Below are 21,940 nucleotides of genomic sequence, written 5' to 3'. Positions count from 1 at the left end.
TCCCGACAAAGCTTAAGGGTGATCGAGTCGTTCGGCCACACCTATGCAGATGGCCATGATCAATTTCAGTTCCTTTTGCACGGTGCTCAAGGACACCTGCAACTGGTCGGCAATCTCCTGATAGCTGCAGCCGTGCAGGCGGCTGAGGATAAAGATCTGCTGCTGGCGGGCGCTCAACTGTCCGAGGCTGACACTCAGGTGCTCCAGCAATTGCTCGGCGTGGGCGGCATCTTCGGGCGTCGTGACCGGGGAGGCGACGCTTTGCAGGACATCCAATGGGACATCTTCCTGCAAGGTGCGGGACTGGATCCGACGCGCGCGCAGATGGTCGAGGGCCAGGTTGCGTGCGGTCTGGAACACGAAAGGTTCGAGGTGATCAATCGGTCGCTCGCTGAGCGCCCGGGTGACGCGCAGGTAGGTTTCCTGCAACAGGTCCTCGGCGGTGCTGTGGTTATTCACCATCCGCTGCAAGGTGCGCAGTAGCACCACCCGTTGGGTGAGGAAGACTTGATTGAAGCGAGATAGGCTCACAGTGATACCGGACCAATTGGCAGTTAATGATAATGCTTATCATCAACACAAATGGCAAGTGGCTATTTCTCTGAACCCACGCAAGACAAATGTGGGAGCGGGCTTGCTCGCGAATGCGGTGGGTCAGTCAATACATTCATTACTGACCCACCGCATTCGCGAGCAAGCCCGCTCCCACAGCGGGTTACTCGGCGTTACACAGCGCCAGGCAGTTATCCAGCATACGGTTGGAGAAGCCCCATTCGTTGTCGTACCACGCCAGTACCTTGAGCAGCTTGCCGCTGGACTTGGTGTGGTTGGCGTCGAAGATCGACGACAGCGGGTTATGGTTGAAGTCACTGGAAACCAGCGGCAGGGTGTTGTAGCCGAGGATTTTCGAGTGTTGGCTGGCTTCTTTGAGCAGCGCGTTGACCTCATCGGCCGTGGCTTCTTTTTTCAGTTGCACGGTCAGGTCCACCAGCGACACGTTGATCACCGGCACGCGCACCGCCATGCCCGTCAGCTTGCCCGCCAGTTCCGGCAGGACCAGGCCCACCGCTTCGGCTGCACCGGTCTTGCTCGGGATCATGTTCTGCGTGGCCGAGCGGGCGCGGTACGGGTCGGTGTGGTAGACGTCGGTCAGGTTCTGGTCATTGGTGTAGGCATGGATGGTGGTCATCAGGCCGCTTTCGATACCCAGTTCGCGGTGCAGCACCTGGGCTACCGGCGCCAGGCAGTTGGTGGTGCAGGAGGCGTTGGAGATGATCTGGTGGGATTGACGCAAGATGTCATGGTTGACCCCGTAGACCACGGTGGCATCCGCGCCCTTGGCCGGGGCCGAGATAATGACCTTGCGCGCGCCGGCGCTAATATGGGCCGCGGCCTTGTCACGGTCGGTGAACAGACCGGTGCATTCGAACACCACGTCGATCTTGTGCGCCGCCCACGGCAGGTCGGCGGGGTTGCGAATGGCACTCACGGCGATCCGGTCGCCATTGACGGTCAGGCTTTCCTGATCGTGAGCAACCTCTGCATCGAAAGTGCCATGGACGGTGTCGTATTTGAGCAGGTGGGCATTGATCGAACTGTCGCCCAGATCATTGATGGCGACGATCTGCAAATCCTGGCGGTAACCTTGGGTATAAAGTGCGCGCAGGACGTTGCGGCCAATACGGCCAAAACCATTGATTGCAATCCGAAGAGTCATTTGAAAGCGCCTGTCGTCGATTTGTTGTAAGAATTACAAGATTATTCGCATAAAAATAGAAAACAAGCCTTTTTAGTGGCAATATTTTGTTCAATCTACAACGAGTGACCTGAATCAACTGGTCCGATGATCCAAACGACTCCCTGCCATCCCATGAGCGGTGGGCGTTTGATCAGCATAGACACTCAGGTCGCCACATCCGTTAGCCTGGAGTTCTACACATGCATCCCCGCGTACTTGAGGTCACCGAACGCCTTATCGCCCGCAGCCGGGCAACCCGTGAGGCGTACCTTGCGCTGATTCGCGGCGCGGCCAGCGACGGGCCGATGCGCGGCAAGCTGCAATGCGCCAACTTTGCCCACGGCGTGGCCGGGTGCGGCACTGAAGATAAAAACAGCCTGCGGATGATGAATGCCGCCAACGTGGCAATTGTTTCGTCATATAACGACATGCTCTCGGCGCACCAGCCGTACGAACATTTCCCGGAACAGATCAAAAAAGCCCTGCGCGAAGTCGGCTCGGTCGGCCAGTTCGCCGGCGGCACCCCGGCCATGTGCGATGGTGTGACCCAGGGCGAGCCGGGCATGGAGCTGAGCCTGCTCAGCCGCGAAGTGATTGCCATGTCCACGGCGGTAGCGCTGTCCCACAACATGTTCGACGCCGCGCTGATGCTGGGGATCTGCGACAAGATCGTCCCGGGCCTGATGATGGGCGCCCTGCGTTATGGCCATCTGCCGATGATCTTCGTGCCCGGCGGGCCGATGCCCTCGGGGATCTCCAACAAACAGAAGGCCGATGTGCGCCAGCGCTATGCCGAAGGCAAGGCCAGCCGCGAAGAGCTGCTGGAATCGGAGATGAAGTCCTACCACAGCCCCGGCACCTGCACCTTCTACGGCACCGCCAACACCAACCAGTTGCTGATGGAAGTGATGGGCCTGCACTTGCCCGGCGCTTCGTTCGTCAACCCGTACACACCGCTGCGCGATGCACTGACCCGCGAGGCCGCGCACCAGGTCACGCGCCTGACCAAGGCCAATGGCAACTTCACACCGATCGGCGAGATCGTCGACGAAAAGTCCCTGGTCAACTCCATCGTCGCTCTCAACGCCACCGGCGGTTCGACCAACCACACCCTGCATATGCCGGCCATCGCCATGGCCGCAGGCATCATCCTCACCTGGCAGGACATGGCCGACCTCTCGGAAGTGGTGCCGACCCTGTCCCACGTCTACCCGAACGGTAAAGCTGACATCAACCACTTCCAGGCGGCGGGCGGCATGTCGTTCCTGATCCGCGAGTTGCTGGAAGCCGGCCTGCTCCACGAAGACGTCAACACCGTGGCCGGCCATGGCCTGAGCCGCTACACCCAGGAGCCATTCCTGGTGGATGGCGAACTGGTCTGGCGTGAAGGCCCGATCGAAAGCCTCGACGAAAGCATCCTGCGCCCGGTGGCCCGTGCCTTCTCCCCGGAGGGTGGCTTGCGAGTGATGGAAGGCAACCTCGGCCGTGGGGTGATGAAAGTCTCGGCCGTGGCCCTCGAGCATCAAATCGTCGAAGCGCCGGCCGTGGTGTTCCAGGACCAGCAGGACCTGGCGGACGCGTTCAAGGCCGGCCAGTTGGAGAAGGATTTTGTCGCGGTCATGCGCTTCCAGGGCCCGCGCTCCAATGGCATGCCGGAATTGCACAAGATGACGCCGTTCCTTGGTGTGTTGCAGGACCGGGGTTTCAAAGTCGCATTGGTGACAGACGGGCGCATGTCCGGCGCCTCGGGTAAGATTCCCGCCGCGATTCACGTCAGCCCCGAAGCCCAGTGCGGTGGGGCGCTGGCGCGGGTCAAGGATGGCGATATCATTCGCGTCGATGGCGTCAAAGGTACCCTCGAGCTTAAGGTGGACGCCGAAGAATTTGCAGCGCGCGCGCCTGCCACGGGCCTGTTGGGCAATAACGTGGGGGCCGGTCGCGAGCTGTTTGCATTTATGCGCCTGGCCGCAAGCTCCGCAGAGCAGGGCGCCAGCGCCTTTACCTCTGCCCTGGAGACACTTAAGTGAAACTTGCGCTGGTTGGTGACATCGGCGGTACCAACGCCCGGTTTGCGTTATGGCGGGACCAGGCACTGCATTCGATCCGGGTGCTGGCCACGGCGGATCACGCCAGCCCTGAAGAGGCGATCAAGGTCTACCTCGCCGAGGAAGGCCTGGCGCCGGGTTCCATCGGCGCGGTGTGCCTGTCGGTGGCCGGGCCGGTAAGTGGTGATGAGTTCAAGTTCACCAACAACCATTGGCGCCTGAGCAAGATCGCGTTCTGCAAGGCCCTGCAAGTGGACGAGCTGCTGCTGGTCAATGACTTCTCGGCCATGGCCCTGGGCATGACCCGCCTGCAACCCGATGAGTACCGCGTGGTCTGCGCCGGCACCCCGGAGCCGTGGCGCCCGGCCGTGGTGATCGGCCCAGGCACAGGGCTGGGCGTGGGCACCTTGCTGGACCTGGGCGCCGGCCGCTGGGCCGCGTTGCCGGGCGAGGGCGGGCATGTCGACCTGCCCCTGAGCAGCCCACGGGAAACCCAGTTGTGGCAGCACATCTACAACGAGATCGGGCATGTCAGCGCCGAGACCGCCCTGAGCGGTAGCGGTCTGCCACGCCTGTACCGGGCGATCTGCGCGGTGGACGGCCATCCGGCGGTATTGGAAACCCCGGAGGCGATTACTGCGGCAGGGTTGGCTGGCGATCCGGTGGCGATGGAGGTCCTCGACCAGTTCAGCATCTGGCTGGGCCGCGTGGCCGGCAATAACGTGCTGACCACCGGCGCCCGGGGTGGTGTGTATATCGTGGGCGGGGTGATCCCGCGGTTTGCCGAGTTCTTTATCAATAGTGGCTTTGCCAAGAGCTTTGCGGACAAAGGTTGCATGAGCGACTACTTCAAAGGGATCCCGGTGTGGTTGGTGACGGCGCCGTATTCCGGGTTGACCGGGGCGGGTGTGGCGTTGGAGCAGGCATTTGCGTAGGCAGTGATGGCCCCATCGCGGGCAAGCCCACTCCCACATTTGATTGTGTTCACAAATCAAAATGTGGGAGTGGGCTTGCCCGCGAAGAGGCCCTAGAGAGCACCCCATAACAACAAGGAGGCCCCCGTGAGCGTAATCAGTAAATCCATTCTTCTCGTCGATGACGACGAGGAAATCCGCGAGTTGCTGCAAACCTACCTCAGTCGCGCCGGCTTCCAGGTGCGGGGCGTGCCCAATGGCGCAGGGTTTCGCCAAGCCATGGACGAAGCCCCATGCGACCTGGTGATCCTCGACGTCATGCTGCCCGACGAAGACGGCTTCAGCCTCTGCCGCTGGGTACGTCAGCACCCGCGCCAGGCTCAGGTGCCGATCATCATGCTCACCGCCAGTTCCGACGAGGCCGACCGGGTCATCGGCCTGGAGCTGGGCGCCGACGATTACATCGGCAAACCCTTCAGCCCCCGTGAGCTGCAGGCACGCATCAAGGCCCTGTTGCGCCGCTGCCAGTTTGGCCAGGAGCGCAGCGGTGGCGATGTGCTGGTGTTTGATGAGTGGCGGCTGGACATGATCAGCCATCGCTTGTTTCACGTTGATGGCGAGGAAGTCATCCTCTCCGGTGCCGACTTTGCCCTGCTCAAACTGTTCCTCGATCACCCGCAGCAAATCCTTGATCGCGACACCATTGGCAATGCCACCCGTGGCCGTGACCTGATGCCCCTGGACCGCATTGTCGATATGGCCGTCAGCCGCCTGCGACAACGCCTGCGCGACACCGAGAAACCGCCACGGCTGATCCGCACCGTGCGCGGCAGCGGTTACCAACTGGCGGCCAGTGTGGTTGCCAGCAATGCCCACTGAGCGCCGGCGCATTCCGGTCCCGCGTTCCTTGTTGGGGCGCATGCTGCTGCTGACCCTGTTGGCGGTGCTATTTGCCCAGGCTTTATCCAGCGTGATCTGGGTCTCGCAGCTGCGCGCCACCCAGCTTGAGGGCCTGGTCACCAGCGCCCGCAGCCTGGCCCATTCGATGACCGCCAGCGTCAGCTATTTCCGTTCCCTGCCGGTGGCTTATCGCCCGCTGGTGCTCGACCAGTTGCGCAGCATGGGCGGCACGCGCTTTGTGGTGACGCTCAACGACAAGCCGCTGGATATGCAGATCTTGCCGCAAACCCCGCGCAAACAGGCGGTGCTCGGCGCGGTGGACGAAGTGCTGCGCCAGACCCTGGGCAGTGACGTGCATTTTTCGGTGGAGTTTGTCAGTGCCGAAGACCTGCGCATCTTCAATGCCGGCCTGAAACTCGATGAGCTGCCACGTTCCTGGGCGCATTACGCGCTGACCCTGGAGCCGGTCAACCCGCCGGTGCTGGTGACGCAGATCGAGTTGGGCGCCGGCGAATGGCTGTATATCGCCTCGTTGCTGCCCGAGCCCTACACCAGCCTCGAAGAACAGGGCCTGCCGTCCCAGCAAGTGTGGTTTATCGTGCTGACCAGCGGCTTTCTGTTGCTGTTTATCGGCTTGCTGGTGCACTGGCAAAGCCGGCCGCTCAAGCGCCTGGCGCGGGCGGCGCGGGACCTGTCCCTGGGCGCCGACGTGGAGCCGGTGGCCGAAGGCGGCGGCAGCGAAGTGGTGGAGGTAGGCCGCGCGTTCAATGCCATGCGCGAGCGGATCAGCCGCTACCTGACCGAACGCAGCCAGTTGTTCAGCGCAATTTCCCACGACTTGCGCACACCAATCACACGCCTGCGGCTGCGGGTGGAACTGCTGGAAGACGAAAAGCTGCAAGCCAAGTTCGGCCGTGACCTGGATGAGCTGGAACTGCTGGTCAAGGGCGCGTTGCAGTGCGTCAAGGACACGGACATCCACGAGAACATCGAGCCGGTGGACCTCAACCATGTGCTCGATTGCCTGGTGGAGCCGTATCTGGCGCCCAACGGCAATGGCCGGGTGACCCAGCACGGCCGGGCGTTGACGGCCTATCCGGGCAAGCCGCTGGCGCTCAAGCGCTGCATTGGCAACCTGATCGACAACGCCTTGAAGTACGGGCAGAACGCCCATCTGCGTATCGAGGACGATGGTGCGCAGTTCATCCTGCATGTGGATGACGAGGGGCCCGGTGTACCGGAGCAGCGTCTGGAGCAGGTCTTCGAACCGCACTTTCGCCTGGCCGGGCAGCAGCAGGGCTATGGCCTGGGGCTGGGGATTGCACGCAATATCGCCCATAGCCATGGCGGCGAAGTGAGTTTGCAGAATTTGCGCGAAGGTGGCCTGCGGGTGACCTTGCAACTGCCCCGCACCCCGGACTAAGCAGCGCTGCCGAGCCTATGTGGGGGAGGGCTTGCCTGCGATAGCGGTACATCTGACCCACCGCCATCGCAGGCAAGCCAGCTCCCACAGCGGTCCGCAGTAGGTCAGAGGCTCTGGCGCAACCTGGCTAAATCTCTAAGCGGCGGCGCCCCAAACAATCGGCTGTATTCCCGGCTGAACTGCGACGGGCTCTCATACCCCACCCGATACCCCGCCGCCGAGGCTTCCAGGCCTTCGGCGATCATCAGTCGCCGCGCTTCCTGCAAGCGCAGTTGCTTCTGGTACTGCAACGGACTCATGGCCGTGATGGCCTTGAAGCGGTGGTGCAGGGTCGACACGCTGAGATTCACTTCCTTGGCCAGGTCATCAATGCGTAGCGGTTGTTCGTAGTTGCCGTTCAGCCAGGTGATTGCGCGGCTGACCCGATGGCTCTGGCTATTGGCCACGGCAATTTCGTACAGGCGATAGCCCTGTGGCCCACGCAGCAAGCGGTAGAGGATTTCGCGATTGATCAACGGCGCCAACATCGCGATATCTTTGGGCGTATCCAGCAGGCGTGCCAGGCGCAAGACGGCGTCGAGCAACTGGGTGTCGATCCGGTCGACATACATACCGCGCGCGGTCGGGCGCGTGGGCACCCCCATCGGGCCGGCTTCGGCAATCAGGGCGGTCAGTTGCGCCGGGTCGATATTGATGCGCACCGATAGGTTGGGGTCTTCGACCGTGGCGTCGATGACTCGCCCGGCCACCGGCATCGCGACCGAGAACACCAGGTAGTTGAGGGGGTCGTAGGCAAAGATTTCGTCGGCCAGGCGCACTTCCTTGCTGCCGTTGGCGAGGATGCACAGGGCAGGTTCCACCAGCACCGGCATGAAGTCGCGCGGCGTATTGTGGCGGTTCAGGTAGAGCGAAGTGATCGCGGTGCCGTAGGAACCGTCCTCCCAAGTGTGCCGGTGCACAATGCTGGCCAGTTCGGCGCGCTGTTTTTCCATCTCGGCATCGAGGGGAATGGACTGCTGTTCGGGCGACGACATGGAGCGTCCTCTGCATGCTTCTTTGATGGGCACAGCTTAGCGGTGGCGCTGCAAGCAGTGTTATGTCGATTCTGCACAATCCTTGCCTGATCCTGCGGCGCGTCTGGAATCAGGCAAGCCCCCCGGCCTGTCATCTGCCTGAAACAAGGCGCTTGTCCCTGCAATAAAGCCTGGGGCCGAACCGGGTGTCTACGCTTCTGGCAGGATTGTGCAATAAGCCGGCAGGAATCGACTAACCGCGCAGGGGCCTGCGCCCGTATCTTTGATTGTGTGGCAACACGCCCTCACAGTGCTTGCCGAGCATCACTTCTCAACGGGAGAGTCGAACATGTCCACCCCCATTCCCGCGAGCCATCTGGCCTTCATCCGCGCCCGCAGCGGGTGCAGCACCGAACTGGGTGCACGCTTGAGCAGTTTGATCGAACCGGGCCGTCAGGCTCAGGGTTGCCTGCAATTCTCGTTGCAGCATTCCCAGGTTGACCCCGATGTCTGGCTGGTTTCAGGTTTCTGGAGCAGCGAACAGGCCATGAGTGCCTACTTCAGCTCGCCGGCGCTGGTGCTGTTTACCGAGTTGTTGAACGACAGGGTCGTGCGCAGCATGGACTTCCAGACCTTCACTGACGCCTGCGCCGACAAGGCTTATGGCGAGTACCTGCAACTGGCCGGTTAGGGTTTAGAATGGCCGACTTTCCATTGGCCAGGACCTGCAACATGGCACGTAAAGAATTTGCCCACCACGAAGCTGTTTCCGCCCTAGTGCGCGAAGACCAGGGCGGCTATAGCGCCGCCATTGCCGTCAAGGCACTGGACGGCATGAGCGCACCGCGCTTTCACAAGATCCTCGATGGCCAACTGTTCAAGACTGCCGACGACGCCGACGATGCGGCGGCCCAGCAACTGGAGCGCTTGAGCGATATCGACGAAGAGGGCCAACTGGCCTGGGCAACCGCAACAAACTAAAGAACACCACCGACCCAACTGTGGGCGCGGGGTTTGTGTGGGAGCGGGCTTGCTCGCGAAAGCGGTGGATCAGTTCCAAATTGGCTGGCTGACACGACGCTTTCGCGAGCAAGCCCGCTCCCACACAAGCCGCTCCCACATTTTTAATTGCATTCGATCCAATCAGGGTTTGGTAGCCCCAGGGCGATACATCTTGAACAGCGCTTCCGGCCCCAGCTGGAAATAATCCGCCGGGCCGCCGCCCCGCAGAATCGGCTCGGCCGCCGCAGTGTCGTACACCCCATCCTTGAGCAACCATTTGGCGATATGCACCGCGACCACTTCGCCAAGCACCAGCCAACTGGGCACCAGTTCCTTGTCGGCCCGTTGCAGCTGAATGATCTGCGTGACCTTGCACTCGAACGACACCGGGCTTTCGCCGACCCGCGGCACGGCAATCACTTTGGAGGCCACCGGCGTCAGCCCGGCCAATTCAAACTCGTTGACCTCTGGTGACACGGCGGCGCAGCTCTGGTTCATCTGCTCGGCCAGCGGGCGCGTGGCCAGGTTCCAGACAAATTCGCCGGTCTGTTCGATGTTATTCAGGCTGTCTTTACGCCCGACGCTGGAAAAACCAATGATCGGCGGAATGTAGTTGAAGGCATTGAAAAAACTGTAGGGCGCCAGGTTGAGGCGGCCTTCGCGGTCCTGGGACGAAATCCAGCCAATCGGGCGTGGGCCGACGATGGCGTTGAACGGGTCATGGGGCAGGCCGTGGCCGTTGGCGGGTTCGTAGAAATGGATATCGTCAGGCATGGACGGGGGTTCCTGCGGCGGGGAAAAGCGCAATAGTGCAGGCCCAAGGGCAGGATTTCCACCGGATTGGCGGTGCCGCATGGAATTTTCATCCATCACCCACCTATTTTTCACAGGGCTGCGGCCAGTCTGCACGCCAGGTCGATACCCCCCATGAGTCGGCCTTTCGAGACTGAACTCTGGAGCCTTCTGCACAATGAACAAACTTCCTCAGATTACCCTGGCGTTCTGGGTTATGAAGATCTGTGCGACCACCCTTGGCGAAACCGCCGGGGACTTGTTGTCGATGACCTTGAACGTCGGCTATGCCATCAGCTCGATGATCCTGCTCAGCGTGTTCCTGATCACATTGCTGACGCAGTTATGGTCGAAATCCTACAACCCGGTGCTGTACTGGATCGTGATTCTGTCGACCAGTACGGCGGGCACCACCATGTCCGATTTTATGGACCGCACCCTGGGCCTGGGGTACGCCTCTGGCTCGATGATCCTGATTGTCCTGTTACTGATGGTGTTCGCCCTCTGGCACCTGAGCGGCAATTCGCTGAACGTGAACAAGGTGCAGACCCCGCGCGGCGAGCTGTTCTACTGGGTGGCAATCCTGCTCTCCAGCACCCTGGGCACGGCCCTGGGGGACTTCCTGGCCGACGACTCGGGCCTGGGTTTTGCCGGCGGTGCGATGTTGATCGGCGCGAGCATCCTGCTGGTGGTGGCGCTCAAGTACTGCACGACGGTTTCGTCGGTGGTGTTGTTCTGGGTAGCGTTTGTGTTGACCCGGCCCTTTGGCGCGACCCTCGGGGATTTCCTGACCAAACCCCATGAAAAGGGTGGCCTGGACTTTGGCACTGTCGGCTCATCGGCGGTGCTGGCGGCGGTGTTGCTGGTGATGATCGCCGGTGCCTGGTATGTACAGCGCCGGGATAACCGCCAGCCGCTGGCAGGGCTGTCCTGACGGGATAAAAAAGGGGCCATATCATTTGCATGACATGGCCCCTTTTCTACACCTGGCGAACCCTTAGTCCGTGGTGATCCGCGAATGCTTGCGGGTGTCTTTCATGGTGATGTAGACCAGCAGCGACACGGCAATACACGCGGTGACGTACCAGTAGTAGCCGGTTTCCATGCCGATGCTCTTGAACCACAGGGCGATGTATTCAGCGGTACCGCCGAAGATCGACACGGTCAGTGCGTAAGGCAGGCCGACGCCCAGTGCACGGATTTCGGTAGGGAACAGCTCGGCCTTCACCACGGCGTTGATCGAGGTGTAGCCGCTGACGATGATCAGCGCCGCCATGATCAGGAAGAACGCGCCCCACCAGGTCTGGACGGTGTGCAGAGTGGTGAGGATCGGCACGGTGAACAGGGTGCCGAGGATGCCGAAGGCGATCAGGATCGGCCGGCGACCGACCTTGTCCGACAGGCCGCCGACAATCGGTTGCAGGCACATGAACAGGAACAGCGTGGCCGCAGAAATGGTGGTGGAGTCGGAAATGCTCATGCCGACAGTGTTCACCAGGTACTTCTGCATGTAGGTGGTGTAGGTGTAGAAGGCCAGGGTGCCGCCCATGGTCAGGCCGACCACGGTCATCAGTTCCTTGGGGTGGCGCATCAAGGTGCGCATTGCGCTTTCCTTGGCTTTTTCCTTCTTGGTGAACGACTCGGTTTCTTCCATGCCGCGTCGCAGGTACAGGGCTACGACTGCGCACAGTGCGCCGATGGCAAACGGGATACGCCAGCCCCAGGCATACAGCTCTTCGGTGGTGAGGATCTGTTGCAGCACGATCAGCACCGCCAGCGCGATGAGCTGGCCGGAGATCAGGGTCACGTACTGGAAGCTGGAGAAGAAGCCGCGACGTTCCTTGGTCGCCATTTCACTCAGGTAGGTGGCCGAGGTGCCGTATTCGCCACCGACCGACAGGCCTTGCAGCAAGCGGGCGAACACCAGCAGGATCGGCGCGCCGACACCGATGGTTTCATAACCGGGGCTCAGGGCGATGATCAGCGAGCCGAAGCACATCAGCAGCACCGACGCCATCAATGCGGCTTTACGGCCTGCGCGGTCGGCGTAGAGGCCCATCAGCCAGCCGCCAATCGGGCGCATCAAAAAGCCCACGGCGAAGATCGCGGCGGTGTTGAGCAGTTGGGCGGTGGTGTCGCCTTTAGGGAAGAAGGCCTTGGCGAAGTACAGCGAGAAAGCAGCGTAGACGTACCAGTCGTACCACTCGACCATATTGCCGACCGATCCGCTGAAGATCGACTTGATGCGGCTGGAGGTGGTGCGTGCTTGCGCCGGCGCAGCCGCCGACCCCAGAGGCAGGGAATTGGAGTTATCCATTGAAGGATCCTTCATGTCATTGTTTTTGTGGAGCGCGCGTCAGCGCAGCCTGGTTGGACCTATAGCAGGAGCTGTGCCAAGCAGGTGAGGGCCCGATCTAGAAGGGTTGGGGGATTTTTTTGAGCGGAAAGTCGCTGATGATTTTTTGTCGATGAGCGGAAATCCGCTTATGGCGGCCGTCCTCATCGCAGGCAAGCCAGCTCCCACATTCTGATTTGCGAATACATTCAAGTGTGGGAGCTGGCTTGCCTGCGATGAGGCCCTCAGGTGGCCCTCAATCCATCGACAGAAACATTTCCCGGGTCAGCCCATGGCGCTGCATCTTTTCATTGAAGGTCCGCCGTGGCAGTTGCAGCTCGGCCAGAACCGCCTCCCACATTCTGATTTGCGAATACATTCAAGTGTGGGAGCTGGCTTGCCTGCGATGAGGCCCTCAGGGGGGCCCTCAATCCATCGACAGAAACATTTCCCGGGTCAGCCCATGGCGCTGCATCTTCTCATTGAAGGTCCGCCGTGGCAGTTGCAGTTCGGCCAGAACCGCCTCCCACATTCTGATTTGCGAATACATTCAAGTGTGGGAGCTGGCTTGCCTGCGATGAGGCCCTCAGGGGGGGCCTCAATCCATCGACAGAAACATTTCCCGGGTCAGCCCATGGCGCTGCATCTTTTCATTGAAGGTCCGCCGTGGCAGTTGCAGTTCGGCCAGAACCGCCTTGATATCGCCCTTATGCCGAGTCAGCGCGGCTTTCAGGCAATGGGCCTCGAATGCCTCCTGCTGCGCCGCCAGGGATTGCCCGGCCTCGATACCCTCCGGCTCCGGCTCGCCCAGGCCCAGCACCTGGCGTTCGGCGACGTTGGCCAGTTCGCGCACGTTGCCCGGCCAGTCATGGCTCAGTAACTGCCCCAGTTGCGGCCCGTTGAGGGGCACGGTCTCGCGGCCCAGGCGTTCGGCGGCTATCTGGGTAAAGTGGTCGAACAGCAGTGGGATATCTTCGCGGCGTTCGCGTAACGGTGGCAGGCGCAGTTGTGCCACCGTCAGGCGGTAGGCCAGGTCTTCACGAAAACGCCCGGCGCGGGCTTCGTCCAACAGGTCGGGCTTGGTGGCCGCAATGATGCGCAAGTCGACCTTGATGCTCTGGTTGGAACCCAGGCGCTCCAGTTTCTGCTCCTGCAACACCCGCAGCAGCTTCACCTGCTGGGCCAGGGGCATGCTTTCGATCTCGTCGAGAAACAACGTGCCGCCGTTGGCGTACTCCAGCTTGCCGATGCGCTTGCCCTGGGCGCCGGTGAAGGCGCCGCTTTCATGGCCGAACAGTTCGGCTTCAAACAGTTGCTCGGGAATCGCCGCACAGTTGAGCGCGACAAACGGCTTCTTTGCCCGGGGCCCGAAGTCATGCAGGCAACGGGCGACGAGTTCCTTGCCGCTGCCGGTCTCGCCGCGGATCAGCACATTGACCGGCAAACCGGCCAAGTCCAGCACCTGGCGCCGCAGGTTCTGCAGGCTGCGCGACACCCCCAACAGGGTCGACTCCAACTGGGCGCGATGATCGGCCTGTTGGTGCAGGCGGCGGTTTTCCAGGATCAGTCCGCGTTTGTCCAGGGCCCGGCGCAGGCTGGCGAGCAGGGCGTCGGGGCTGAAGGGTTTCTCAAGGAAGTCGTAGGCGCCGTCGCGCATGGCTTCGACGGCCATCGGCACGTCGCCATGGCCGGTCAGCAGGATCACTGGCAAATCGGTATCGCGCCGTTGCACCTCGGCCAGCAGCTCCAGGCCACTGAGGCCCGGCATGCGCACGTCGCTGAGAATCACCCCGGGGAAATCCCTGGGCAGTTTGGCCAGGCAGTCCTCGGCACGGCTGAACAACTGCACCTCGAACCCGGAGAGGCTCAGCCACTGTTCCACGGCCGTGCGGATACTGGCCTCGTCATCAACCACGATCACCGCGTTCAGCATAGGTCTGGCGCCTCCAGCGCGATGGGCAGGATCAGGGTGAAGACGGCGCCGTCCCCCTGGTTGGCAGCAATCAGGCGCCCTCCCAGTTCATGCACGATAGCGTACGACACCGCCAGCCCAAGTCCGAGCCCGTCCCCCACCGGTTTGGTGGTGAAAAACGGGTCGAACACATTGTTCAGGTGTTCCTCGGCAATCCCACCGCCGCTGTCGCTGACGCTCAGGTGCCACAGTTGTTGATCAGCATGCAGGCGGATTTCCAGGCGCTTGCGTGGCTTGTTGGCCATGGCGTCCAGGGCATTGCGCAGCAGGTTGATCAGTACTTGTTCCAGGCGAATGGCATCGCCGCGCACCCAGGCCGGGCGGGTCAGGTCGAGCACGGTGCCGATGGCTTCGTCCCGCAGGCGTGCGTCGAGCAACTGCAGGGACTGGTCGACCACGGTCGCCAGGTCCAGGCGTTCGCGCAGGCCACTGGGGCTTTTGCGGGCGAAGGTCTTGAGATGGCCGGTGAGGGCGGCCATGCGGGTGAGCATGTCGTCCAACGGCGTCAGGGCCTGGTAGGCGTCGTCGATACGCCCGTGGTCGAGCAGCAGGCGCAAGGTGGCCAGTTGCATGCGTTGGGCAGTCAGTGGCTGGTTGATTTCATGGGCCAGGGCCGCGGACATCTGTCCCAGCGCCGCCAGCTTGGCCGACTGCACCAGGCCATCCTGGGCGGTGCGCAAGGCCCGGGTGCGCTCTTCCACCAGGCTCTCAAGCTCTGCGCGGCTGCGCTGGCGCAAGCGGGCGAGGCGCCAGCGCTGGCTGAGGAACAGCACCAGGAACACCAGGGTCAACCATAGGCCAGCGGCGGCGAGGCCGGCGTTACGTTGGTCTTCAAAGGCGACCTGGGGTTTGCGCAGCAGGTGCAGGGTCCAGCCTTCGGCTTTGAGAGGCAGGGATTCCCAGATGTAGTTGGCATTGCCTTCGGGCCCGGCGACGCGCATCAAGTGACTGTTTTCGTCAAAGCGCTGCAAGGTCTGGGTGTCCAGGGGCTGCAGTTGTTTTTTATCGTATTGGCGCGTGGCTTTGAGCTCGGCCAGATCGTTGGCCGACAGCGGGCGCAGGTTGCGGTAACGCCATCCGGGTTTATTGGCGATAAACACAATGCCCCGGGCATCGCTGACCAATAGCAGGTCGTCGCCCTGGGCCCATTCTCGCTCCAGTTCCGGGAACTCCAGTTTCACCACCATGGCGCCGAGAAACTGCTCCTGTTCATCCAGCACTGCGCTGGACAGGAAATACCCTGGAATCCCGGTGGTCACCCCCACCGCATAAAAGCGCCCGGTGCCCTGGCTGCGGGTCTGGCTGAAATACGGGCGAAACGCATAGTTGTGGCCGACATAGCTACTGGGCAACCGCCAGTTGCTGGCCGCCACGGCCAGGCCGGTGCGGTCCATCAGTTCCAGGGTCGACGACTGCGCGGCACTGTTGATGCGTTCCAGCTTGTGGTTGAGCACGTCCTGGGTCGCCGGATCCAGCGGGCCTTGCAAGGCGCGGATCATTTCCGAATCCAGGGCCAGTACGGCGGGCAGGGCGCGGTAACGTTCAATCAGGGTGTGCAGGGAGTTGGCGTACAGCGCCAGTTGCTGGTTGGCACGGCCGGCATCGTCCACCAGGGACTGGCGTTCAGCCTGGCGCATGGCAAGAGCGGCGGCCAAAACGGCACCGGCGATAATCAGCAGGGAGTAGAAGGTCAGACGCAATGGGCGAGGGATCGCGATCATACGAGAATGAACAGCTGCAGTAGGGGGCGAGCACCATACCATGCAGCAGGACGAGCGCAGTACTTGTGGCGAGCGGGCTTGCCCGCGATTGCATCGACGCGTTCTGCAGCCAGACCGCAGTGCCTGCATCGCGGGCAAGCCCGCTCCCACAAAATCGCCGGTCATAAAAAAGGCGACTGCGGCATGGAGCCACAGTCGCCTTTTATCCTTGCGGGGAGGTGCTTACTGCACCTCTACCGCCAGGCTCTCACTGATCTTTTTCTGCCAGATGGCAGGGCCGGTGATGTGTACCGACTCGCCTTTGCTGTCGACGGCAACAGTGACCGGCATGTCCTTGACGTCGAACTCGTAGATCGCTTCCATGCCCAGTTCGGCGAAAGCTACCACGCGCGACTTCCTGATGGCTTGCGCCACCAGGTAAGCAGCGCCGCCGACGGCCATCAGGTACACGGCCTTGTGGTCCTTGATCGCTTCGATGGCGGTCGGGCCGCGCTCGGATTTGCCGATCATGCCCAGCAGGCCGGTTTGTTCGAGGATCTGGCGGGTGAACTTGTCCATCCGCGTGGCGGTGGTCGGGCCAGCCGGGCCAACCACTTCTTCGCGCACCGGATCTACCGGGCCGACGTAGTAGATGAAGCGACCCTTGAGGTCCACCGGCAGGGTTTCACCCTTGTTCAGCATCTCGACCATGCGCTTGTGCGCAGCGTCGCGACCGGTGAGCATCTTGCCGTTGAGCAGTACGGTTTCGCCCGGCTTCCAGCTTTGCACGTCTTCCGGGGTCAGGGTGTCGAGGTTGACGCGACGGGCCGACGGGCCGGCTTCCCAGACGATTTCCGGGTATGCGTCCAGCGGTGGCGCTTCCAGCGAGGCCGGGCCGGAACCGTCGAGCACGAAGTGCGCGTGACGGGTGGCGGCGCAGTTGGGGATCATGCACACCGGCAACGAGGCGGCGTGGGTCGGGTAGTCCATGATCTTCACGTCGAGCACGGTGGTCAGGCCACCCAGGCCCTGGGCGCCGATCCCCAGTTGGTTGACCTTCTCGAACAGCTCCAGGCGCATCTCTTCGATACGGTTGGACGGGCCGCGCTTTTTCAGCTCGTGGATGTCGATGGATTCCATCAACACTTCCTTGGCCATCACTGCGGCTTTCTCGGCGGTGCCGCCGATGCCGATGCCGAGCATGCCCGGTGGGCACCAGCCGGCGCCCATGGTCGGAACGGTCTTGAGCACCCAGTCGACAATCGAGTCGGACGGGTTGAGCATGGCCATTTTCGACTTGTTCTCGGAACCACCGCCTTTGGCGGCCACGTCCACTTCCACGGTGTTACCCGGGACGATGGAGTAGTGGATCACTGCCGGGGTGTTGTCCTTGGTGTTTTTGCGCGCACCGGCCGGGTCGGCGAGGATCGAAGCGCGCAGGACGTTTTCCGGCAGGTTGTAGGCGCGACGCACGCCTTCGTTGATCATGTCGTCCAGGCCCATGGTGGCGCCATCCCAACGCACATCCATGCCCACGCGTACGAACACGGTGACGATCCCGGTGTCCTGGCAGATCGGGCGGTGGCCGGTGGCACACATGCGCGAGTTGATCAGGATCTGCGCCATGGAGTCACGGGCTGCCGGCGATTCTTCGCGCAGGTAGGCCTCGTGCATCGCCTGGATGAAGTCAACGGGGTGGTAGTAGGAAATGAATTGCAGGGCGTCGGCAACGCTCTGAATCAGGTCGTCTTGCTTGATCACGGTCATGAGTCGCGCTCCTCTATAAGGGAACATTCAATAAAGGTGGCTTCAGATGGGTGCATCGGTCGCTGAAGCCACCTTTTCCAAGGCACGCCGGGTAGTGCTGGCGCGACGCTAAAAAGGCGCGGCAGTATAACCCGGCGCGATGGCCGATACACCCGACGATGGTCAAACGCTGCCGACCACCCTCCTGGAGGAGCCGACTCCTACAAAAAGCAGTTACAGTGATCGCACATTTTGATGCGAGGCCTTTCATGCCTGAACTGCACGTCGGCGAACGCCGCTGGTCGGTCTCCACCGGCAGCAATCTGCTGGATGCCTTGAACCAGGCCGGTGTGGCTGTGCCCTACAGTTGTCGCGCGGGCAGTTGCCATGCGTGTTTGGTGCGCTGCCAGGGCGAGGTTGATGACAAGCAGCCCGATGCCCTGAACCCGGCACAACGCCAGGATGGTTGGCGTCTGGCCTGCCAGTGCCAGGTCGTGGGCGATGTACAGGTCGAGACCTTTGACCCCTTGCGCGACGGCGCGGCGGCAACGGTGCTGAGCGCCGATTGGTTGAGCCCGACAGTGTTGCGCCTGCGCCTGCAAGCGGAGCGTGGGTTGCGCTACCGGGCCGGCCAGCACCTGGTGTTGTGGGCGGGCACGGTGGCGCGGCCGTATTCCCTGGCCAGCCTGCCCGAGGAAGATCCGTTCCTGGAGTTCCACCTCGATTGCCGCCTGCCCGGCGAATTCAGCGACCTTGCACGGCAGTTACAGGCCGGCGATCCATTGCGCCTGGGCGAGTTGCGCGGCGGCGCGTTGCACTACGATCCGGACTGGCAATCCCGGCCGCTGTGGCTGCTGGCATCCGGCACTGGAATGGGCCCGTTGTGGGGCGTTTTGCGTGAGGCGTTGCGCCAGGATCACCAGGGCGCCATTCGCGTGATTCACCTGGCCCATGATGCCGACAGCCATTATCTGGCCGAGCCCCTGAGGCAACTGGCCGCGAGCCATCCCAGCCTCAGTGTGGAGCTGTGGACGGCGGCGCAGTTGACCGAGGCTTTGGCGCAACTGCGGCTTGTTTCCCGGCAAACCCTGGCCTTACTCTGCGGGCACCCCAGCAGTGTCGAGGCCTTTTCCAAACGCCTGTTCCTGGCTGGCTTGCCGCGCAATCAACTGCTGGCCGATGTGTTCCTGCCCCGTGGTTGAGCGCTGATGTCTATCTGTGAGACTCACCATGACCGACGCCATCCTGCTGCACCGTGACCGTGGGCTGCTGATCCTGCAGCTCAATCGCCCCGACAAGAAAAATGCCCTGACCCGCGCCATGTACAGCCAATTGGCGGCGGCGCTGGAGCAGGCCGATGCCGACACGACGGTCAATGCCGTGCTGATCCAGGGCAGCAGCGACTGCTTTACCGCCGGCAACGACATCGGCGACTTCCTTGAGCAGCCGCCCACAGACCTGGACAGCCCACCCTTTCATTTCATGCAAAGCCTGCTCAACTGCCGCAAACCGGTGATTGCCGGCGTGGCCGGGGCGGCGGTGGGCATTGGCACCACGCTGCTGCTGCATTGCGACCTGGTGTATGTCAGTCGCGATGCCCGGTTGCGCATGCCATTCGTCAACCTGGGGCTGTGCCCTGAGTTTGGCTCCAGCCTGATCCTGCCGCGCTTGCTGGGGCACGCGAAAGCCGCCGAGTTGCTGCTGCTGGGCGAAGGGTTCAGTGGAGAGCAGGCTGCGCAGTGGGGGATCGCCACCGAAGCGTTGGGCAGCGGCGAAGCGGCCCTGGCCAAGGCGCGGGAAGTCGGCGGGCGCTTTGAGACCCTGGCGCCGGGGGCGGTGCAGGTGACCAAGCAATTGATGAAGAGCGTCGACCGCGAGCAATTGCGCCAGGTGATCGAGGAGGAGGGTGCATTGTTTACCCAGCGTCTGAGGTCGCCGGAGGCGATTGCGGCGTTGTCGGGGTTTATTGCCCGGCGCTGAAATCCAAGTGGTTGGACTGGCGTTATCGCGGGCAAGCCCGCTCTCACACTTGAAATGCGCTCCAATGTGGGAGCGGGCTTGCCCGCGATAACGCCAGCCCAGTCACCACATCACCATGACTTGAAATGCAAAAGGCCCTGTCACTCACGTGCCAGGGCCTTTGCTTTTCAGCGGGTCACTCAGACCATTGGATCGCCAACGTGCAGGATCTTCATGCCGTTGGTGCCACCGATGGTGTGGTAGCTGTCGCCCTTGGTCAGGATCACCCAATCGCCTTTCTCGACTACGCCACGCTTGAGCAGTTCGTCGATGGCAGCCTGGCTGACTTGCTCAGGCGGCAGCGACGCCGGGTCGAACGGTACGGTGTAGACGCCACGGAACATGGCCGCACGGGCCTGGGTTTCGCGGTGCGGGGAGAACGCGTAGATCGGGATCGAGGAACGGATACGCGACATGATCAACGGCGTGTAGCCACTTTCGGTCAGGGCAATGATCGCCTTCACACCCGGGAAGTGGTTGGCGGTGTACATGGCGGCCAGGGCGATGCTCTGGTCGCAGCTTTCGAACACTTTGCCGATGCGGTGGCTGGAGGTTTTGCTGGTCGGGTGCTTTTCAGCGCCGACGCAGATACGCGCCATGGCCTGGACCGCTTCCAGCGGGTACGGGCCGGCAGCACTTTCCGCCGAGAGCATCACGGCGTCGGTGTAGTCGAGCACGGCGTTGGCCACGTCGGACACTTCGGCACGGGTCGGCATCGGGTTCTGGATCATCGACTCCATCATCTGGGTCGCGACGATCACCGCTTTATTGTGGCGGCGGGCGTGCAGGATGATTTTCTTCTGGATGCCGATCAGTTCTGCGTCACCGATTTCTACACCGAGGTCGCCACGGGCAACCATCACTGCATCGGACGCCTTGATCAGGCCGTCGAGGGTTTCGTCGTCGGCCACGGCTTCGGCGCGCTCGATCTTCGCCACCAGCCAGGCGGTACCGCCGGCTTCGTCGCGCAGTTGGCGGGCGTATTCCATGTCGGCAGCGTCGCGCGGGAAGGATACGGCGAGGTAGTCCACTTCCATTTCGGCGGCGAGCTTGATGTCAGCCTTGTCTTTTTCGGTCAGGGCCGGTGCAGTCAGGCCACCACCGCGACGGTTGATGCCTTTGTGGTCGGACAGCGGACCGCCGATGATCACGGTGCAGTTGAGCTCGGTGACGGTGGCGGTGTCGACACGCATGACCACGCGGCCATCGTCCAGCAGCAGTTCGTCGCCGACGCCGCAGTCTTTGACCAGGTCCGGGTAGTCGATACCCACGACCTGCTGGTTGCCTTCGGTCAGCGGATGGCTGGTGGAGAAGGTGAATTTGTCACCAATCTTCAGCTCGATGCGCTTGTTGGCGAATTTGGCGATACGGATCTTCGGCCCTTGCAGGTCACCCAGCAGCGCGACGAAGCGGCCATGCTTGGCGGCGAGGTCACGTACCAGCTTGGCGCGAGCCTTGTGCTCGTCCGGGGTGCCGTGGGAGAAGTTCAGACGGGCAACGTCCAGGCCAGCCAGAATCAGCTGTTCGAGGACTTCCGGCGAGTTACTGGCCGGGCCAAGGGTGGCGACGATTTTGGTACGACGGACGGACATGCACGGACTCCTGAGTTCTAGCGCTGGGGAAGGCTACTATGCTCTTTGGCTGTAGTCATTGTTCGTTTGCACTACTTATTGTCGATTCGCTTGTTTTCACTCGATGACGCCAGACGAACAACCTTGAAGATTTTCGCCCAAGGGTCGATACACTGCTCAAGACAGGAGAACACCCATGCGAGTTTTGATCATTGCAGCCCTGGCCGTCAGTGTTGTCGGCTGTACCCGTTGGTCGATGGACCATCATTTGAACAATGCCTACCGGGCCTACAACGTAGGCGACTGCGAACGGGTTACCCTGGAATTGTCCCAGGTCGACCGTCAAAGCCGGTCCCGTCGCTACGTGCAGCCGGAGGTCTCGATGCTGCGTGGGCAGTGCCTGGAACGGCAGAAGTTGTTCGTGGATGCCGTGCAGACCTATCAGTTCATCATCAGCCAATATCCGTCGAGCGAATACGCATTCCGTGCCCGCGCACGCCTGGATACCCTGCAACAACTGGGGCATTACCCGGGTGCAAGTACTGCACGAGCGCGGCCAGCCGCCTTGTGATGGCATTTGTAATTTGATAGCTGGCCTCTTGCCAGAGTTGGGCTATTCTTTGGATGTCTGTTTGTACAACTTTCAACCCAAATAGATGTAGCCCCTGATTCGATGGCGTTAAAGCGACAGGGCAAAGGCTGCTGTTGTAGCGAAGTCCGGGGGAGAGCGGGGTGCTGCTGGCAGCGCTCCGGTCCGAATCACAGGAACG

General features: G+C 62.0%; 19 protein-coding genes. 10 read left to right on the top strand and 9 right to left on the bottom strand.

What is annotated here, in order from left to right:
• Positions 1 to 12: 12 nt before the first annotated feature.
• Together PSFL_RS22340 and gap are read right to left on the bottom strand one after the other, a co-directional pair.
• The gene (locus PSFL_RS22340; protein WP_057439388.1) at positions 13 to 531 is read right to left on the bottom strand and encodes an RNA polymerase sigma factor; all 519 of its coding nucleotides are present in this window, start codon (positions 529 to 531) and stop codon (positions 13 to 15) included.
• A 184-nt stretch (positions 532 to 715) separates the two neighbouring features.
• Positions 716 to 1,717: a type I glyceraldehyde-3-phosphate dehydrogenase gene (gene gap, locus PSFL_RS22335; RefSeq protein ID WP_029295415.1), complete on the bottom strand. Its 1,002-nt coding sequence runs from the start codon at positions 1,715 to 1,717 to the stop codon at positions 716 to 718.
• A 221-nt stretch (positions 1,718 to 1,938) separates the two neighbouring features.
• Here gap and edd point away from each other — a divergent pair, with 221 nt between their 5' ends.
• The 4 genes from edd (at position 1,939) to PSFL_RS22315 (ending at position 7,020) form a co-directional block, all read left to right on the top strand.
• Positions 1,939 to 3,765 (top strand): phosphogluconate dehydratase, encoded by a 1,827-nt coding sequence (edd, locus tag PSFL_RS22330; protein WP_057439389.1) that lies wholly within the window; start codon positions 1,939 to 1,941, stop codon positions 3,763 to 3,765.
• Complete coding sequence (locus PSFL_RS22325) at positions 3,762 to 4,718, top strand: glucokinase (RefSeq protein ID WP_397470489.1); 957 nt, start codon at positions 3,762 to 3,764, stop codon at positions 4,716 to 4,718. Before edd ends, PSFL_RS22325 begins: the two co-directional genes overlap by 4 nt.
• A 126-nt stretch (positions 4,719 to 4,844) precedes the next feature.
• On the top strand, positions 4,845 to 5,576 hold the full coding sequence (locus tag PSFL_RS22320; RefSeq protein WP_057439391.1) for a response regulator: 732 nt from the start codon (positions 4,845 to 4,847) through the stop codon (positions 5,574 to 5,576).
• On the top strand, positions 5,566 to 7,020 hold the full coding sequence (locus PSFL_RS22315; RefSeq protein WP_115128843.1) for an ATP-binding protein: 1,455 nt from the start codon (positions 5,566 to 5,568) through the stop codon (positions 7,018 to 7,020). The genes PSFL_RS22320 and PSFL_RS22315 overlap by 11 nt, the downstream gene beginning before the upstream one ends.
• Before the next feature lie 104 nt (positions 7,021 to 7,124).
• Here the strand turns inward: PSFL_RS22315 and PSFL_RS22310 are convergent, their stop codons facing one another.
• Complete coding sequence (locus tag PSFL_RS22310; RefSeq protein ID WP_057439392.1) at positions 7,125 to 8,054, bottom strand: AraC family transcriptional regulator; 930 nt, start codon at positions 8,052 to 8,054, stop codon at positions 7,125 to 7,127.
• A 328-nt stretch (positions 8,055 to 8,382) separates the two neighbouring features.
• Here PSFL_RS22310 and PSFL_RS22305 point away from each other — a divergent pair, with 328 nt between their 5' ends.
• The gene (locus tag PSFL_RS22305; RefSeq protein ID WP_057958661.1) at positions 8,383 to 8,724 is read left to right on the top strand and encodes an antibiotic biosynthesis monooxygenase family protein; all 342 of its coding nucleotides are present in this window, start codon (positions 8,383 to 8,385) and stop codon (positions 8,722 to 8,724) included.
• 8 nt (positions 8,725 to 8,732) lie between these two features.
• Positions 8,733 to 9,014, top strand: coding sequence for a hypothetical protein (locus PSFL_RS22300; protein ID WP_057439394.1), 282 nt, complete (start codon positions 8,733 to 8,735; stop codon positions 9,012 to 9,014).
• Between the two features lie 162 nt (positions 9,015 to 9,176).
• On the opposite strand, the gene PSFL_RS22295 is transcribed toward PSFL_RS22300, so the two are convergent.
• The gene (locus PSFL_RS22295; protein WP_120734035.1) at positions 9,177 to 9,809 is read right to left on the bottom strand and encodes a flavin reductase family protein; all 633 of its coding nucleotides are present in this window, start codon (positions 9,807 to 9,809) and stop codon (positions 9,177 to 9,179) included.
• 196 nt (positions 9,810 to 10,005) lie between these two features.
• Here PSFL_RS22295 and PSFL_RS22290 point away from each other — a divergent pair, with 196 nt between their 5' ends.
• Positions 10,006 to 10,761: a hypothetical protein gene (locus PSFL_RS22290; RefSeq protein WP_115128842.1), complete on the top strand. Its 756-nt coding sequence runs from the start codon at positions 10,006 to 10,008 to the stop codon at positions 10,759 to 10,761.
• A gap of 63 nt (positions 10,762 to 10,824) precedes the next feature.
• Here the strand turns inward: PSFL_RS22290 and PSFL_RS22285 are convergent, their stop codons facing one another.
• From PSFL_RS22285 to PSFL_RS22270, 4 genes are all read right to left on the bottom strand, one after another.
• Positions 10,825 to 12,144 (bottom strand): MFS transporter, encoded by a 1,320-nt coding sequence (locus PSFL_RS22285; RefSeq protein WP_057439396.1) that lies wholly within the window; start codon positions 12,142 to 12,144, stop codon positions 10,825 to 10,827.
• A gap of 616 nt (positions 12,145 to 12,760) precedes the next feature.
• Entirely contained in the window at positions 12,761 to 14,095 is a 1,335-nt protein-coding gene (locus PSFL_RS22280) for a sigma-54 dependent transcriptional regulator (protein WP_057958663.1), read from the bottom strand.
• Complete coding sequence (locus tag PSFL_RS22275) at positions 14,089 to 15,855, bottom strand: ATP-binding protein (RefSeq protein WP_057440125.1); 1,767 nt, start codon at positions 15,853 to 15,855, stop codon at positions 14,089 to 14,091. The genes PSFL_RS22280 and PSFL_RS22275 overlap by 7 nt, the downstream gene beginning before the upstream one ends.
• A 222-nt stretch (positions 15,856 to 16,077) precedes the next feature.
• A complete protein-coding gene (locus PSFL_RS22270; protein WP_397470488.1) occupies positions 16,078 to 17,601 on the bottom strand; it encodes a fumarate hydratase in 1,524 nt (507 codons plus the stop codon).
• Between the two features lie 248 nt (positions 17,602 to 17,849).
• On the opposite strand from PSFL_RS22270, the gene PSFL_RS22265 reads away from it, so the two are divergent.
• Both PSFL_RS22265 and PSFL_RS22260 read left to right on the top strand, forming a co-directional pair.
• Complete coding sequence (locus tag PSFL_RS22265) at positions 17,850 to 18,782, top strand: iron-sulfur-binding ferredoxin reductase (protein WP_057960546.1); 933 nt, start codon at positions 17,850 to 17,852, stop codon at positions 18,780 to 18,782.
• Positions 18,783 to 18,810: 28 nt separating this feature from the next.
• Complete coding sequence (locus tag PSFL_RS22260; protein WP_057960545.1) at positions 18,811 to 19,560, top strand: enoyl-CoA hydratase; 750 nt, start codon at positions 18,811 to 18,813, stop codon at positions 19,558 to 19,560.
• A 179-nt stretch (positions 19,561 to 19,739) separates the two neighbouring features.
• On the opposite strand, the gene pyk is transcribed toward PSFL_RS22260, so the two are convergent.
• Positions 19,740 to 21,191, bottom strand: a complete 1,452-nt coding sequence (pyk, locus tag PSFL_RS22255; protein ID WP_029295454.1) for a pyruvate kinase — start codon at positions 21,189 to 21,191, stop codon at positions 19,740 to 19,742.
• A gap of 175 nt (positions 21,192 to 21,366) precedes the next feature.
• On the opposite strand from pyk, the gene PSFL_RS22250 reads away from it, so the two are divergent.
• Positions 21,367 to 21,741 carry a hypothetical protein gene (locus PSFL_RS22250; protein ID WP_057440129.1) on the top strand — a complete coding sequence of 125 codons (375 nt, stop codon included), beginning with the start codon at positions 21,367 to 21,369 and terminating at the stop codon, positions 21,739 to 21,741.
• Positions 21,742 to 21,940 lie beyond the last annotated feature (199 nt).

It is taken from the genome of Pseudomonas sp. DD1 (assembly GCF_044510355.1).
Lineage (GTDB): Bacteria > Pseudomonadota > Gammaproteobacteria > Pseudomonadales > Pseudomonadaceae > Aquipseudomonas > Aquipseudomonas shahriarae.
The sequence above is the reverse complement of the archived record's forward strand: the minus strand, read 5'-3'. Positions and strand labels throughout refer to the sequence as shown.